This window comes from Nocardia coffeae (assembly GCF_019890715.1).
Lineage (GTDB): Bacteria > Actinomycetota > Actinomycetes > Mycobacteriales > Mycobacteriaceae > Nocardia > Nocardia jiangxiensis.
In genome coordinates this window covers 691377-707915 of record NZ_JAINZY010000002.1, presented here as the reverse complement: position 1 = coordinate 707915, position 16539 = coordinate 691377, and the positions used below count along the sequence as shown (strand labels likewise).

The 16539-nt window shown below is 66.9% G+C and carries 9 protein-coding genes; 5 read left to right on the top strand and 4 right to left on the bottom strand.

The window, feature by feature from the left end:
• The first annotated feature begins 35 nt into the window (after positions 1–35).
• The 3 genes from K7711_RS12370 (at position 36) to K7711_RS12360 (ending at position 2776) form a co-directional block, all read left to right on the top strand.
• Entirely contained in the window at positions 36–977 is a 942-nt protein-coding gene (locus K7711_RS12370) for an SDR family NAD(P)-dependent oxidoreductase (RefSeq protein ID WP_222968727.1), read from the top strand.
• A 49-nt stretch (positions 978–1026) separates the two neighbouring features.
• Positions 1027–1713: a cysteine hydrolase family protein gene (locus K7711_RS12365; protein ID WP_222968724.1), complete on the top strand. Its 687-nt coding sequence runs from the start codon at positions 1027–1029 to the stop codon at positions 1711–1713.
• A 193-nt stretch (positions 1714–1906) separates the two neighbouring features.
• Positions 1907–2776: an oxidoreductase gene (locus K7711_RS12360; protein WP_222968722.1), complete on the top strand. Its 870-nt coding sequence runs from the start codon at positions 1907–1909 to the stop codon at positions 2774–2776.
• 31 nt (positions 2777–2807) lie between these two features.
• On the opposite strand, the gene K7711_RS12355 is transcribed toward K7711_RS12360, so the two are convergent.
• From K7711_RS12355 to K7711_RS12340, 4 genes are all read right to left on the bottom strand, one after another.
• Complete coding sequence (locus K7711_RS12355; RefSeq protein ID WP_235747021.1) at positions 2808–3815, bottom strand: MCE family protein; 1008 nt, start codon at positions 3813–3815, stop codon at positions 2808–2810.
• A gap of 32 nt (positions 3816–3847) precedes the next feature.
• Positions 3848–4582, bottom strand: coding sequence for a nuclear transport factor 2 family protein (locus K7711_RS12350; protein ID WP_222968717.1), 735 nt, complete (start codon positions 4580–4582; stop codon positions 3848–3850).
• Positions 4583–4780: 198 nt separating this feature from the next.
• Positions 4781–5524, bottom strand: a complete 744-nt coding sequence (locus tag K7711_RS12345; protein WP_222968715.1) for a hypothetical protein — start codon at positions 5522–5524, stop codon at positions 4781–4783.
• Between the two features lie 400 nt (positions 5525–5924).
• Positions 5925–6980 (bottom strand): class I SAM-dependent methyltransferase, encoded by a 1056-nt coding sequence (locus K7711_RS12340; protein ID WP_222968713.1) that lies wholly within the window; start codon positions 6978–6980, stop codon positions 5925–5927.
• A 381-nt stretch (positions 6981–7361) separates the two neighbouring features.
• Between K7711_RS12340 and K7711_RS12335 the strand changes: the two genes are divergently transcribed.
• Positions 7362–10667 (top strand): protein kinase domain-containing protein, encoded by a 3306-nt coding sequence (locus tag K7711_RS12335; RefSeq protein ID WP_222968710.1) that lies wholly within the window; start codon positions 7362–7364, stop codon positions 10665–10667.
• A gap of 712 nt (positions 10668–11379) precedes the next feature.
• Positions 11380–16404, top strand: a complete 5025-nt coding sequence (locus K7711_RS12330; RefSeq protein ID WP_222968708.1) for a midas domain-containing protein — start codon at positions 11380–11382, stop codon at positions 16402–16404.
• The last annotated feature ends 135 nt before the right edge of the window (positions 16405–16539 follow it).

Here is a 16539-nt window from a genome sequence, read left to right as displayed (position 1 = left end):
TCACAGCCGCACCTGAAGCCTCCGAGGAGCACGATATGACCAGCAAGATCCCGTTCGGACCGGAGAGCACCGCCGCCGAGGTACTCGCCGGCGTCGACCTCACCGGCAAGAGCGCGATCGTCACCGGCGCGTCGTCGGGCATCGGCGCCGAGACCGCCCGCGTCCTGGCTCGTGCCGGTGCGGCGGTGACGCTCGCCGTCCGCAATACCGACGCAGGACAGGAGGAGGCGACCCGCATCGCCGCCGACGGCGCCGCGCGGCGTCCGTCGGTGCAGCCGCTGGACCTGAGTGAACCGGCCTCGGTGGCCGCCATCCTCGCGAATTGGCATGGGCCGCTGGATATTCTGGTGGCCAATGCCGGTGTGATGGCGACACCCGAGGTCAGGAACAGCCAAGGGTGGGAACTGCAATTCGCGACCAACCACCTGGGTCACTTCCAGCTCGCGCACGGGCTGCACGACCAGGGCGTCTTCGCGCCCGGCGCACGGATCGTCGTGGTGAGTTCGGTCGGCCACGTGAACGGCGAAGTGCTGTTCGACGATCCCCATTTCGAACGCACCCCCTACGATCCGTGGGCGGCCTACAGCCAGTCGAAGACGGCCAACGTGCTGTTCGCGGTCGAAGCGGCCAAGCGCTGGCCCGAAGTCGCCGTCAACGCGCTCAATCCGGGCCGTATCTGGTCCACCGGCCTGAGCCGCCACATGGACACTCCCCCACAGTCCTTCGACCCGTCCGGCGCCACCGGCGTGACCGAGAAGACCATCGAGCAGGGCGCATCCACCTCGGCACTACTCGCGGCATCGCCGTTGGTGGAAGGCGTCACCGGCACCTACTTCGAGGACAACCAGCCCGCAGCGCCGTTCACCCCCGGCACCCGCCGAGGAGTCGCGCAGCACGCCCTCGACCTCGACAAAGCCGCCCGCCTGTGGACCCTGTCCCGCGAGCTACTCGCCGCATCCGGCCACCCGCTCGCGTAACCGTCTGCGCATTCGACACCACCGTCACGCTGATCTGAAAGGAATCGTCATGGCCGAGCACGAAATCATCCATTCGGGCTACACCACCGCCAGTACCGCGCTGTTGTTCGTCGACCCCTACAACGATTTCCTCTCCGAGGGCGGCAGGATCTGGCCGCGAGTCAAGGCCGTCGCCGAAGACAACGGCCTGCTGGACAACCTGCGTGCGATCACTACCGCGGTGCGCGCCAACGGAATTCGCGTGTTCATCGCACCCCATCGCCGCTGGGAACCGGGCGACTACGAGGATTGGGCATACCCCAATCCGACACAGCGCGCCATCATGGACCGGCATTCCTTCGCCCGCGGCGAATGGGGTGGCGAATGGCACCCCGATTTCGCACCGCGATCCGGCGACATCGTCGCCAAGGAGCATTGGGCCCAGAGCGGATTCGCCAACACCGATCTGGATCAGCAGCTGCGCCAGCACGGCATCACCCACGTGATCATCGTCGGGCTGCTGGCCAACACGTGCATCGAGTCGACCGCGCGCTACGCGATGGAACTCGGCTATCACGTGACGCTGGTCCGCGACGGCACCGCCGCCTTCACCCCCGAGCTGATGCACGCCGCCCACGAACTCAACGGCCCTACATACGCGCACGCCATCCGCACCACCAGCCAGGTATTGGAGCTCCTCCCGGGTGAACCATCGGAGCCACCGGCGAGTTCGAGCTCAACCTCCTCGGTTACCTGATCACCGACCTCCGGACCGACACCGGACACGCCGATCGCCGCGCCGGCGCAGATCCAGCTTCTCGGCGAACTCTTCGTCGGCGATCACTGGTGCGCGAATGGGCACCGAGCACCACGGCATAGGCTTCCATACCGTTGATCTCACCGACCCGACCCGGATACCCGGCTCCAACAGCACTCGAAAGGCGAGAGTCATGTCCGAATGGAATGCTCGAGATCTACCCTCCTTCGAAGGACGCACCGTCATCGTCACCGGAGCCAACAGCGGCCTGGGCGAGGTGACCGCACGAGAACTCGCGCGTGTCGGAGCAAAAGTGATTGTGGCGGTTCGTGATACAGGCAAGGGGACGGCCGCCGCCGACCGGATGACCGGCGCGGTGGAGGTTCGCCAACTCGATCTGGCGGCACTGTCGTCGGTGCGGGCGTTCGCCGACGGCATCGAACAGGTGGACGTACTGATCAACAACGCCGGCATCATGGCCGTGCCGTTCGCGCAGACCGCCGACGGCTTCGAGAGCCAGATCGGAGTCAATCATCTGGGGCATTTCGCCCTGACCAATCTCCTGCTCCCCAAGCTCACCGGCCGGGTGGTGACGGTGTCCTCGGACCTGCACCGGCTGGGCCGGATCGACCTCGCGGATCTGAACTGGACGTCGCGGCGCTACTCGCCCTGGCGCGCCTACGGCCAATCCAAACTCGCCAATCTGCTGTTCACCAGCGAATTGCAGCGACGCCTGGCGCAGGCGAACTCGTCGCTCATCGCGGTCGCCGCACATCCCGGCTACTCGGCCACCAACCTGCAGGGCCGGACCGGCAATCCGGTGGGCGATCGCGGCTCCGCCCTCGCCAACCGCCTGTTCGCGACGCCGGCGGAGTTCGGCGCCCGGCAGACCCTGTACGCGGCATCGCAGGATCTGCCGGGCGATACGTTCATCGGGCCACGATTCAGCATCCGCGGACCTTCTCGGCCCGCGGGGCGCAGCAAGGCCGCACAAGACACGAAAACCGCTGCCGCGCTGTGGGATCTGTCCGAGGAACTGACCGGCACCCGGTTTCCACTCTGACCGGCCGTCCGCAATCTCGGTTCGCCGAAGTTCAGCGGCAAACCGCGGAGTGGGAGTTGCCGCCGACCTGTGACAGCAGGCCACGAGGCAGCAGGACTCCGTACAGGGAGACGTCCAGACTGCACACGTAACCATCACCGTATGCACCGCTGCTGGTGAAATGGCCGACATCCGTGAAGATGTTCGGCAGATCGACCGCGGCACGGTCCAGTTCAGGCCCGACGCCCAGCAGCATGTTCAATGCACCGGTCGTAGCATTCTGTGCCGCAACGACTTTCGGCTCCGCGCGAGTGAACATGTCGGTCAGCGAGGACGTCGCGGTCGCGATGCCGGCGGCGCTGACCGTGAGCACCTGCCCCTGCTGGTAGAGACCGCCGACCAACGCACGGGTCTGCGCGATCAAGGTCTCGAACTCCGCACCCCGCGCGGCCAAACTCTGCATCACCCCGGACAATTGAGTGATCACGTCCGACAGGATCGTGTCACGACGCCGCCAGTCCCCGGCCAGCCCGGTCGCTTGCACGATGAAGGTACTCAACGACACCCCGTCACCCTGCAACGCCTGAACCAGCGTGTTGGACAGATCATTGACCTGCTGAGTGTTCAACGTCTGGAACAGCGGCTCGAAGCCGTTGAGCAGACCGGAGATGTCGAACGACGGCTCGGTCTGCTCGATCGGCAGTGAACCGCCGTCGCCGAGCGGGGCCGGGTTGCCCTTCGTTCCGGGCTGCAACGCGATATAGCGCTGCCCGATCAGATTCTGGTACCGGACAAGCGCTTTCGTGTCACCGAAGATCGTCTGCCCGCGTTGCACCACGAACCGCACCACCGCGCGATGATGTGAATCCAGCCCGATCCCGGTGACCTTCCCGACTCGCACGCCCGCTATCCGCACGTCGTCCCCGTCCCGCAGCCCCAGCACATCGCTGAAGGTCGCCGAGTAGGTGTTCACACCTCCGGATACGGTGCGCGCGAGCGTATTCCATATCGTGGCGGTAACCAGAGCCGCGACGAGCGCGAACACACCGAACCCGATCAACGGACTCGCGCCTCCCCCGTCTCGACCACCCACTACGCCCTTGTCCCGAACCGGGACAACAACGCGGGCACCTTCGATGCGGCCATCAAGGCACGGAACTGCCAGCTGTCATCCCGCGGCAGCACACCGCCCCGCTGGGTCGCGTCCAGGAAGTCGTAGAGGGTCTCGCCCTCCTCCATCAGCCCGTCGGCGTTGAAGTGGTAGCGGTCCACGGCAGGGCACTGGATGAAACGCCCGTTGCCGTAGATCACCGGCGCGGTCTCGTCGTACGGGTGCAACCGCAGCGGACCGGTCCAATGACCACTGCCGATATAGCGAATCACGGTGCGCACCAGGCCTTCCGGCGTGACGTCCAGGTACACCTGACCGGGTAGCGGGTCGTACCGCCAGTCCGGGATCGCGTCGAAGAACGCGAAGTTGTACTTCACGAACTCGTCGATCCCGACGATCGTGCGCCCGAACGTGGTCACATCGGTGTATTTGATGTCGGCGGTGTACAACTCGTCGTTCAGGCTCATGTCCCGAACCAGGAAGCTCCACCAGTACTTCTTGGCCCACTCCATCACCCAGCTCAGGTCCACCCCGAGCTTGCCGTACAGCTCCAGCTTGCGTTCGAACTCATCGAACCACTGCAATGTGGCGGCCTGCAGCTCCGCCTCCGGAATCGCCCGAATCGGCACCGCGCGATTGGAATTCAGGAACTTCGGCACCGGCTTGGACAACCGCGGCTGCCGCAGCGCCTGCTGGAACTGTTCCTCGCTGAACATGACGCACCCTCTCACCCGACCGACGCGGCCACCACGACGTGGCAGCCCTGCGCACTTAAGATGAATCGTATGATTCATCTAGAATCAGGTGATGTCAATACGTGGCCGTGCGCCGCCGGAAGTCGGTGGCAACTCCCGGGGACGTCGGCCGACCCCATCGATGGCCGACCGAAAACTCCAACCGGCCATCGATGACGGCTATGCGCTGCGCGCCGGCTGGTTCACCGGCGGTGCGTGCTGGACGGACGGCGAGGGCACTGTCGCGGGCGCCAGCGCACCTTCGAGAGCGCCCGCCCCCGCGCCGATACCGGAACCGACCACCGCCGCGGGGACCGCGATCACCGCGGCGCCGATGAGCGCACCGACCACCGGCATGACCACCAAACCCGCTGGGAGGAAAGGAATTCCGGAAATGAAACCGGCGACGGCGCCGACCGCGGCGCTGGTGGAGGTCAGCGGGCTGGTGAGGACACCTGCCGTGACGTTCCCGGCGAGCGAACCGACCATGGCGTCGCCGGCCATCCGGTCCGACCGGGCCGGATCGAATCCGACCGAGTCGAATCCCTGAGCCAGGGTCGCCTCCTGCTGGGCGAAGGAGTCGTTGATCCCCTCGGCGAGCTTGGGGTCGACCCAGTCCGGCCGTCCGATCTGGGCGGAACCGATGCGCAGGGTCCCGTCCGGCGCCTGGATCGGCGCGACCGGCGGCGCGAGGGCCGTCGGCAGGTGCAGACGGGACGGGTCGACCGGCGCGAGAGCGCCGTCCGGGACGGCTCGCTTCCCGTTCGTATCGTTACGACTCGTCGCCGTCGGGGATTTGCTCGCGTCTGCCATCGCGGGGGCGGCCTCGAACAGCGCCCCCGACGACAGAACCGCTGCCGCGACCAGTAGTGATCCGCCACGCCCGGACCGCTTGGTCGACCGCCTGCGATGCTGTGCTGCCATGAACGACCTCTCTTTCGACTCTCGATGAGTTCGGCAAGAAATGTGAACCGACATGCGAACCCCACGCGGATTCGGACCGGAGCGGACCGGTCGAACGCGAGGGAGCAGCCGGATATCCGTGAACCGTCCCCTTGCGTTACCAAGTTCGTTGCGGCGTTGGACAATTCGGACCTCGACCGCGCGCAAAGGGCCTTCGATCAGGGTTTTCGTCAGGCATTCGAAAATGGGCTCCGCCGTGTGCGCGGGTTGTTGCCGAGCACCGTGGCGGAAGAACATTCGGCGACAGCATAATCAGAGTGGATGCACCGGGTTCCACCCCCCTGGCCACGAGGGCGACGATAGGGGGTGATGCGGGGCTCGACCGGACCGAAACTCTGCGAGCGCGCCTCTCGCGCCGGATTCAGGGGCGTACCTCGTAGACCGCGTTCAGCGGAGTCTCCGCCACGCGCCGGAAACGGGTGAACCCGGCATCGGCGGTCACCTGACGGATCGCGGCCTCACCCGCCTGGGCGCCCAGGGCGTAGCCGCCGGACTGGGACAGCGCATTCGGCACGCACAGCTGGCTCGAGGCGTTGTAGTAGACCCGGCCGACCGGGTTGAGGTTGTCCGCGACATCGTCGGCCGCGTTGGGCTCGACGACCATCCAGGTGCCGTCCGGCTCGAGTACCTCGCTCACGTGCCGCGCCGCGGCGAGCGGGTCGCCCATGTCGTGCAGGCAGTCGAATGTGGCGGCCAGGTCGTAGTCGCTGCCGGAAAAGTCGGTCGCCGAGGCCACTTCGAACCTGATCCGGTCCCCGACCCCGGCATCCGCGGCCCGCTTGCGGGCGATCTCGATCGACTGTTCGTGGTAGTCCGAACCGGTGAACCGGGAGTTCGGGTACTCCTGCGCCAGCAGGATCGCCGATGCGCCGAGCCCGCAACCGATATCGGCGACGTTCGCCCCGGCGCGAAGTTTGTCCTGCACGCCATCCAGTGCCGGGATCCAGGACGGAACCAGGTTGGCGGCGTACCCGGGACGGAAGAACTGCTCACACCCGGTGAAGACGTACTGGTCGTGCTCGTGCCAGCCCATCCCGTCGCCGGTTCGGAACGCCTCGGTGATCCGCGGTTCGGCCTTCAGCGCGCCGAGCGCGAGCACGAACGCGCCCGGCAGATAGACCCCGCCGTCCGGGTTCGTGAGGGTGAACACCTGTTCCTCGGTCATCGAGTAGGTGTCGTTCGCCGGGTCGTACTCCACGTATCCACCGGCCGCCTGGCCACGCAACCACTCGGTGACGTAGCGCGGATCGGTGCCGGTGCGCTCGGCGAGTTCGGCCGGGTGCGCCGGGCCCTCGGCCAGCGCTCGATACAGCCCGAGGTTGTGTCCGATGACCACGTTGCCTGCCGCGAACGTAGCCCCCAGGTCAGCGACGAACCGGCCCATGAACTCGTGCAGCTTGTCCATGTCGACAGCCATGACGAGCCTCCTCTACCTGATCTGTGCGGCGTCGAATCGTGAGTTCTCGCAGCGAGACTGCTGATATCCGGCATCACGACCGAGCAGTGCAGGACAGGAACCGCGCGGTGCGGGCGCGCCACGAACCGTGCGGTAGATGATCGGCTTCGCTGCCATCCCGAAGAACCGGACCAAACACATCGCGCAATTCGGAATCTACTCGCGGCCACACTCCGCGGATGCCCCCATAAGTCCTCACTCGTCACAGGTCGACGGGCAGCACGAGAGGCTCTGCAGACGAGCCTCTGCATCGATCACAGGCACGGCGCCACTCTGCGGCGCGCGGCGGCCACGCCGGTGACCGCGAAGTATCCTTGATATGTCACTAATCAGGACCGGCATATGGGCGACAGCGACCCGTTCAAGACACAGCACACCGCGATCTACGATGTCGCGGCGGAACTGGCGGATGCCGGATTCGGCGACGCCGAGGAGATCGGCCGCGGCGGTTTCGGCGTGGTGTACCGCTGCAACCAGGTGGCCCTGGACCGTGTCGTGGCGATCAAGGTGCTCACCGGCGACCTGGACGAGCAGGATCGGGAGCGGTTCGTCCGGGAACAGCGGGCGATGGGCCGTCTGACCGGGCATCCGAACATCGTGGGCGTGCTGCAGGTGGGTACCACCGCGTCCGGGTTGCCCTATCTGGTGATGCCTTTCTATCCGCAGGATTCCCTCGAGGTGTGGATCCGCCGGCACGGTCCGCTGCCGGTCGAGCAGACGCTGCAACTGGGGGTGAAGCTGGCCGGGGCTCTCGAGACCGGACACCGGCTCGGCATCCTGCACCGCGACATCAAACCCGGCAACATTCTGATGTCCGAATACGGTGAACCGGCACTGACCGATTTCGGGATCGCGCGCATCCCCGGCGGATTCCACACCGCGACCGGCACAGTCACCGGTTCGCCGGCGTTCACCGCGCCGGAGGTACTGGCCGGCGAGGCGCCCACCCCGGCGGCCGACGTCTACGGCCTCGGCGCCACGTTGTTCGCCGCGGTGACCGGGCATGCCGCGTTCGAACGGCACAGCGGTGAGCAGGTGGTGGCCCAGTTCCTGCGCATCACCAGCCAGCCGGTGCCGAATCCGCGCGAACACGGCATCGATGACGACCTCGCGAGGGTGATCGAACAGGTGATGGCCCGTGATCCCGCGCAGCGGCCCTCCCCCGCGGCATTGGGTGCGCAGTTGCAGAGTCTGCAGGCCGGGCGCGGCCGACCGGTCGACGAGATGGCGGTGCGGGCCGAAGCGGTTGCGCCGCCGCCGGAGAGCACCTCGGTTCCGCCGGTTCCACTGACCAGTGGCCGCACGCCGGTACGCAGGCACGTGCGGTTCGGTTCGCCCGCCGCTGCCCACGCGCTGCTGCCCACGGAGCTGACGAGTTTCGTCGGCCGGCGCACCGATCTGACCGAGGCCAGACATCTGTTGGCGAGTTCCCGGCTGGTGACCTTGACCGGAATCGGTGGGGTGGGCAAGACGCGACTGGCGTTGCGGGTGGCTACCGGCGCGCAGCGCGACTTCGCCGACGGGGTGTGGCTCGTCGAACTCGCGGAGTTGCACGACGGCGCTCTCCTGCCGGGCGTGATCGCCGCGGCTGTGGGGTTGCGTCCCCAGGCACAGCCGGTTCTGGACGTGCTGGTCGAATATCTCGCGTCGCGCCGGGCGCTGCTGGTGCTGGACAACTGCGAGCAGATCGTGGATGCGACGGCGAAGGTCGCGGAGACGCTGCTGCGGGCATGTCCGACGTTGCGGATCCTCGCCACCAGCCGGGAGCCCTTGAACATCGGTGGCGAAGCGGTGCTCCAGGTGCAGCCGCTGTCCGCGCCCGATCCGGACCGGCGCCCGTCGCTGCGGGGCGCGCGCCGGTACGACGCGGTCAACCTGTTCGTCGAACGGGCGACCGCCGCGGTCCCCGACTTCACGCTCACCGAGGACAACGTCGCCGCCGTGACCGAGATCTGTCACCGCCTCGACGGTTTGCCGTTGGCGATCGAGTTGGCCGCGGCCCGGCTGCGAACGCTGTCGCCCGAACAGATCCTGACGCGGCTCACCGACCGGTATGCGCTGCTGACCCGCGGCAGCCGAAGCGCGCCGAGCCGCCAGCAGACGCTGCAATGGTGCATCGACTGGAGTTTTTCCCTGTGCACTCCGGCCGAACAGCAAGTATGGGCTCAGCTTTCGGTGTTCGCCGGCGGTTTCGAGCTCGACGCCGCCGAACAGGTGTGCTCGTGCGGCCTCGCGGCGGAGAATCTGTTCGACGTACTGGCCGCGCTGGTCGACAAGTCGGTCGTGATCCGGGAAGAGTCCGATTCGGTCGTGCGATTCCGGATGCTCGAGACGGTGCGCGAATACGGGCGCGACAAACTCCAGGAGGCCGGCGAGTATCCAGAACCGCTTCGCCGCCATCGGGATTGGTACCGCGAGTTCGCCGAGCGCGTCGAAGCCGACTGGTTCAGCCCGCGCCAGCGCGACTGGATCGCCCGCATCGAACGCGAACAACCGAACCTCCGAGAAGCATTGAGATCGTGCCTGACGGACACCGACCTGGAACCCGACGCCGCGTTGTCGTTCGCGGCGACCATCCAGCTGTTCTGGTTCTCCCGAGGCCAACTCGGCGAGGCCCGGCACTGGCTGGACCACGCTCTCGCTCTCGAGCCCGCTACCGCGACGGCGGCACGGGCCAAGGCACTCTGGCGCACCTGCCTGGTGACCGAGTCGCAGGACGATCTCGCGGTCGCATCCGCCATAGCGCAGCAAGCACGGGATTTGATCGCCGGTAGCGACAACCCGATCGTGCAGGCGTTCGCGAATCTCACCCTCGGCCTGCACGCGGTCCGCATCGGCGACTCGCCCAGCGCAGACGCTCCCCTGCAGGCCGGCCTCGCGGTGTTCACCGAGCACGACGACGTCTACGGGCGGATCTGGTGCCTGCTCGGGCTCGGCTGGGTGCACGCGTTGCGCGACGAGAGCACTCAGGCTCTGCGGTGCTACGAGACGGCCCTCGAGATCATCGAATCCTACGGCGGTTCGGTACATCTGGTGTACGCCCTGTGGGGAGCGGCAGTCGCCGCCTGGCGCCAAGGCGACCGCGATCGAGCGTTGGGGTTGCTGCGCAAACAGTTGCAGCAGGCCAGGAAGCAGCAAGATCTGCTCATGGCCGCGATAGCGCTGGAAACACTGGCATGGGTCGTGGGCACCCATGGCAGTGCGCGCCGGACGGCCATATTGCTGGGCGCCGCACAGGCACTGGCCCGAGAAATCGGCGCCTCCCCCGTGCTGTTCCCGGAAACCGCAGTCCACCACGAGGACTGCGAGCGATCGGCCCGTCGCACGCTCGGCCCGCAAGCGTTCGAGACCGCATACCGCAAGGGCATGTCACTGGATCTGCTCTCCGCGACCGGCTATGCCCTGGACGAGCAACCGCAGGCCGCACCGCCCGCCCCGGGTCCGTCAGTGGGGCTGACCAAGCGGGAACAGGAGGTGGCCGGCCTCGTCGCCGAGGGCCTGACCAACAAGGCTGTTGCTACTCGTCTGCACATCTCCCAACGCACCGCCGCCGGACACGTCGAACACATCCTGACCAAACTCGGCTTCACCTCACGCACCCAGATCGCGGCGTGGATCGCCGAGCAGAGCGGTTCCGCGGAGAGTTGATCGCCTCGTACGGACGGACTCTTGCCCGGCTGTCGCAGCAGCCCCGGGGACTCCGTGGTGATCTCGGGGCTCGATGCATGGAGCGGTCGAGGAGCTGCCGGACCGACGCTGCGGGCCGGGCGGATCGAGATGACGACAGGAGCACTGTTGCGCTCTCAGCGAAACAGGTCAACATCGTTCGGCTCCGTCGGCGGCCGAGTCGATCTCGCCGGTGAACCCGCGGGTGGCCTGCGCGAATAATCCTCGCGACACCAAGACGATGCAGATACGTGATCGGATCGAAACCCATTGGAGCAACGGGAGTTTCACAGAATAGCTTGCCAACTGGACTGAACGGGTGACTGAGCTTGACGCAAATTCGTTCGGCTCCAACATATTTCGCTTATTGCCGATTCGCTACCGAGGTGCGGCGACGCGGCCTGCAACCAAGGCCGCGTCCGACGCTTCCCCTCTCTCTAGCAACCTTCTGGTTAAACCGATCTCGGCGTGTGGACCGCGCACGGTCGCGCGATCGGGCGAAGTTCGCTCGAGGCCAGCGAGCGCAGCGTCATCGGCATTTTCGATCACGGAATGATATCCCCCGGGCGCGAACCCCCAATTACGTACCAGCGCGGACGGATTCGCGCGCAGCAACCTCGATCTCGTGCGACCCTGTAGGCCCCGGGCGCTCATACCGGGATTCAGCACACGCCTTCGAGAGGGTGGACGGACTATGACAACTCCCGACGACCGGACGATGACCGACGACGACACGGCCGACGCCGCGGAGACCACGACAGCTAACGGTGCCACCGCTGCCAACGGAACGGCACCCGCTGAGGGTGAACCGAAAGTCGACGGTCAGCCTTCGGTTGCCGAAAATGAAGGGACACAGGAGGTTACGGAAGGGTTGACGGAAAGTGACGAGGCGGGGATCGAGGACGAGCCCGCCACGGATGCGGCCGCAGAGGTAACTGCCGCCGATGAATCAGCGGCCGACGCGAGCGAGTCGACCGGACAGGATGAAGCGACCGCCGAAGATGTAGCGCCGCAACATGATCCGGAGCCGGAAACCGGATCCGACATAGCGGACCCGCCCCTGGAGCCGGAGCCGATAGCCACCGACGACGCCGCCACAACTGAGGACGGCGCCACCACCGAAACTCCGGCCGTGTCGACCGCAACCGCCGCGACCGAGCCCACTGCAGTCCCCGAAGACGAAGCGTCACAAGCTGACCCGGAGCCCGCGGCTGACCCCGAGATCGCGGAGACGACAGACGAGACAGAGCCGGTAGCCACCGCCACCGAAGCGGAAGCCGAAGGTACCGAGGAGTCACCGGCAGAGGCGGTCGCCGAGAACGCGACCGAGCCGGAGGCGATCAACGAAGAGGAAGCGCAGCAAATCACCCCGCAGGCCGAGGCTGGATCCGAGCCCTCGAACACAACAGACGAGACAGAGCCGGTAGCCACCGACGGCGGCACGGCAACCGAAGACGAGACCACCGAAGACGCCGTCACTGCGACGACCGAGTCGGAGCCGACCGCCGAAGACGAAGCACCGCGGGCCAACCCGGAACCCGAGGCCGAATCCGAGCACACGGACACGACCGAGGAGACGGACACGACCGAGGAGACGGAGTCGGCAGCCACCGACGACGAAGCTACTGCCGATGCCCCGGCAGAGGTTGCCGCTGCTGCGGCGACCGAGGCGGAAGCGATCGCCGGAGAGGAAGCGGCACACGCCACCCCGGAGCCCGAGGCTGAACCCGAGATCGCCGACACGACCGACGAGACGAACCCGGTCCCTGCGGACAGCGACACCGCAACCGAAGACGGGACCACCGAGGAGGCCGCGGCAGAGGCAACGCAGTCGACGTTGGTCGACGAAGACGAAGCGCCGCAGCCCAACCCGGAGACCGCGATCGCAGACGGGACGGAGTCGATAGCCACCGACAACGAGGCCGCAACCGAAGCTTCCGAGGAGACTCCCGCAGAGGAGGTCGCCGAGAACGCGACCGAGCCGGAGGCAATCGACGAAGAGGAAGCGTCGCAAGCCGCCCCGGAAGCCGAGGCCGGATCGGAGGTCGCCGACACGGCCGACGAGACGAAGCCGGTCGCTGCTGACAGCGCCGCCGAGACCGAGGACGAGGCTACTGAGGAGACCGCCACTGCGGTCGCCGAATCCGAGCAGATCACCGAAGTCGAAGCGCCACAGGACACCCCGCAGCCCGAGGCCGAGGACACGGACACGATCGACGAGCCCGAGTCGGTAGACACCGACAGCGCCCCAGAGACCACGGCCGAAACCCCGGCAGAGGAGACCGCCGCAGCGGACACGATCGACGAGGCTGAGACGGTAGGCACCGACAGCGCCCCAGAGGCTACGGCCGATACTCCGGCAGAGGAGGCCACCTCTGCGGAGTCCGAACCGGAGACGATCACCGAAGATACGGCGTTGCAAGCCGCCCCGGAAGCCGAATCCGAAATCGCGGACACATCCGACGAGACGGAACCGGTAGCCATTGTCGACGACGCGGCGACCGATGACGAGGCCACGGTAGAGGGGACCGCTGCCGCGGCAATCGAGTCGGAGGAAGTCTCCGAAGACGCAGCGACACAAGCCGACCCGGAGCCCGACGCCGGACTCGAGATCGCAGACACGACCGACGAGCCCGAGCCCGTCGCAACCGCCAGCGAGGAAGCGTCTGCGGCCGAAACCCCCGCAGACGAGATTGCCACTGAGGGATCCGAATCGGAGGAGATCACCGAGGACACCACGTCGCAGGCCACTCCGGAGGCCGAGCCCGAATCCGAAGCAGCGGACACGATCGACGAGGCAGACACGGTCGCAACCGACAGTGCGGAAGCTGCTCCGGCCGAGACTTGCGCAGAAGAGGTTTCCACTGAGGAGCCCCAACCGAAGACGACAACCGAAGACGCAGCGGCGCAATCTGACTCTGAGACCACGGACGGATCCGATGTCGCGGAGACGACCGACGAGACGGAGTCAGTGGGTGCCGACAGCGAAGCTGTAGCCGAGGGCGGGGATGCTGCTGAGGCTCCGACAGACGAGATTGCCGGGGCAGAGGCGGACGAGATCTCCAAAGACGCTGCGGCGCAGGCTGATACGGAGGCCGGGGCCGACGCTGTCGATACGGCTGCCGAGCCGGAACTGGCGTCTGTCGAAGACGAGGCTGCCGCGGGTACGGAGTCCGCCGACGGCGAGTCCGGTGCCGAGTTGCAGTCAGCGGCCGAAGACGAGCCGGCCGCCGAGGGTGTGGAGTCGGCAGCGGATGTCGCCGAGCGCGCCGCCGATGACGCAGCGGCGCAAGATGATTCGGCCGAAGATGTCACGCAGGGCGCTGACGCCGGGCAGCCGACGGCTGAGGTCGAGGCCAGTGCGGGCGATGCCGTGGGCGTGGCCGCTGAATCAGCGGAGGAAGTCGCGACCGAAGCATCGGATTCGGTCGAAGCCGACGCGGCAGACGACGAAGCGCCAGCCGCCGAGGCACCCGCAGTGACCGACGAGGCAGCGGGCGAGCAGGTCGACGTCGCGGAGACATCCGCGAACAGCGAGACCCCCGAAGCGGGCGAAGCACCTGTCGACAGCGAGACACCCGCCGAGGGTGAAACGCCTACCGACACTGAGGAAGTAGCTCAGACCGAGGCGGCGGAACTGGAGGTAACCCAGCAGGACGGTGAGACCGTCACTCCCGATGCGGACGTGTCCGGGGAGTCGGAGGCCGTGGCCGATTCCGCAGAGTCGCGTGCCGTCACGGATGAAGAGGTCGCAGGCAAGTCGACGGTTGACGCGGAGCACACCGCAGTCGAAGCGGCTGCGGAGGATGAGAGTGTGGCTGCGCCTGAGGGCGAGGCTGTGGCTGAAGACGAGACTTCACCAGTGGGCGAGACTGCCGCTGAGGCAGCCGAGTCGGTCGAGGATGAGGGTGTGAAGGATGCCGCCGAGGCGGACGAGTCCGCTGAAACCACGGCGGTGGTCGAGGACGAATCCGGCGCGGAGTCGGTGGCGGCGGATGCTGCCGAGGTGGAAGCAGCAGTCAGCGACACGGATGCCGAGACCGTCGCCGAAGTGGTAGCTGTCGAGGATGAGGCCGTCGCTCAGGACGAGACCGGGGCCGAGGTGGAAGCACCGATCGAGACTGAGGCGGATACGCCGGTTGCGGCAAGCGACGACGTCGAGCAAGCGATCGACCAGTCGGGGAGCCAGGCCGCCGAGGAGACTGCGGAATCCGAGGCCGAGGTGACCGCGGACGCCGAAGCGCAATCGGAGGTGGACGCCGAGGCTGAACCTGCGGTCGAGCCCGAGCCGAGTTCCGACGCTCAGGCCGAACCCGAACTGGAAGCCGAGACCGAGCCGAACTCCGACACTGAGGCACAATCCGAACTGCGAACTGAAGCCGAGTCCGCAGAGGAGCCGGAGACAAGTTCGGACGCTCAGGCGCAACCCGAACCGGAAACCGAAACCGAGCCCGCGGACGAGCCCGAGACAAGTTCGGACGCTCAGGCGGAGCCGGAGCTGGTCACGGAAGCCGAGGTCGAGCCTGCGGTGCAAGAGGATTCGGCCGGGCCGGAAACGGTAGTTCAAGAAGATGGGGTAGCGGTCGACACAGAGACCGCCAGTGCCAGCGACGAAACCGTTGCGGACGATAGTGATTCGGCCGAGCAGACCCCGGAGACCGTGGCCGTTGCCGAAGACGAGCCGGAGTCGGGTATCGAAGTAGAAGCCGAAGCAGTGACCGATGCAGAAGCCGAAGCGGGCCCGGAAGCCGAAGCAGAAGTAGAGCCGGAAGCCGCAGCCGAGGCAAAGGCAGAGGACGATTCGGAGCCAGTGACCGAGCCGGTAGCCGAGACCGAGGCGGAACAAGCCACCGAGCCCGTGGCGGAGACGGAATCAGAGCAGACAACCGAGCCGACAGCCGACGGCGAGGCAGAGCCGGCGGCCGAGCCCGTGGCGGAAGCCGAGCCGCAACAGGCAACTGAGCCGGTAGCGGAAGCCGAGCCGCAACAGGCGACGGAGCCAGCAACCGACATCGAGCCGGTAGCGGAGACCGAGCCGGAGCCAGCAATCCAGGCGGTGGCTGAAACCGAATCGGAGCAAGCGGCCGAGCCGGCTGCCGAAGCCGAGCCGGAGCAAGCGCCCCAGGCGGTAGCCGAAGCCGAAGTGGAGCCCGAGCTGGATCCGGACGACTCCCCCGAACTCCTCGTCGAGGAGCTGACCGACGACGAGTCTGCCGGTCCGGTCGAGGAAGCTGTTGACGGCGAGAGTGTTTCGGTCGAAGAGGGCGTGCTCGACGAGGTCGCGGAGACCGAACCGTTCGTGGATGCCGAGCCGGCGGCGGACGCCGAAGCGGAGCTGGAAGGGGAAGCCGCGGACGCGGAGACAGAACCGCACGCGGAACCGAGTGAGCCTGCCGAGGATGCGGCAGCCGACGACACCGATGCAGAAGGTGTGGCGGAAGCCGCGCCGGTCGGGACACGCGATCTCGTGGCGTACTCGAGTTCGGTTGTGCTGGCAGAGAAGCCGGCCGCATCGGGTGACAGCGCCGGGGCGATCATCAACGAGCAGGCGGCGACGATCAACGATCAGGCACGGATCATCGCGAAACTGGAACGCCGGGTGCTGGCCATGGAGACCATCATCAAAGCACAGGAGGCACAATCCAATTCACTGGTCGGGCTGGTCGCGACCTACAAGAATGAATTGACCAGTCTCACTGCGGATCTCATGGATCTCTGACCGCGAGAACGCCGGGAGGCGCCGCAGACTAGCAGCGCCTCCCACCCTCACCCGCTCTACCTGCGACCGTGCAGGAAGGGCGGGTGATTTCGTCCAGCCACATGGATGCGAAGCCGCAGGCCGAAGCCCGGTTAC

Excerpts from the sequence above, each read along its gene's own strand:
- K7711_RS12360 (WP_222968722.1), top strand. The coding sequence starts at position 1,907 with ATGTCCGAATGGAATGCTCGAGATCTACCCTCCTTCGAAGGACGCACC.
- K7711_RS12350 (WP_222968717.1), bottom strand. The coding sequence starts at position 4,582 with ATGTTCAGCGAGGAACAGTTCCAGCAGGCGCTGCGGCAGCCGCGGTTG.
- K7711_RS12335 (WP_222968710.1), top strand. The coding sequence starts at position 7,362 with ATGGGCGACAGCGACCCGTTCAAGACACAGCACACCGCGATCTACGAT.
- K7711_RS12370 (WP_222968727.1), top strand. The coding sequence starts at position 36 with ATGACCAGCAAGATCCCGTTCGGACCGGAGAGCACCGCCGCCGAGGTA.
- K7711_RS12340 (WP_222968713.1), bottom strand. The coding sequence starts at position 6,980 with ATGGCTGTCGACATGGACAAGCTGCACGAGTTCATGGGCCGGTTCGTC.
- K7711_RS12345 (WP_222968715.1), bottom strand. The coding sequence starts at position 5,524 with ATGGCAGCACAGCATCGCAGGCGGTCGACCAAGCGGTCCGGGCGTGGC.
- K7711_RS12365 (WP_222968724.1), top strand. The coding sequence starts at position 1,027 with ATGGCCGAGCACGAAATCATCCATTCGGGCTACACCACCGCCAGTACC.
- K7711_RS12330 (WP_222968708.1), top strand. The coding sequence starts at position 11,380 with ATGACAACTCCCGACGACCGGACGATGACCGACGACGACACGGCCGAC.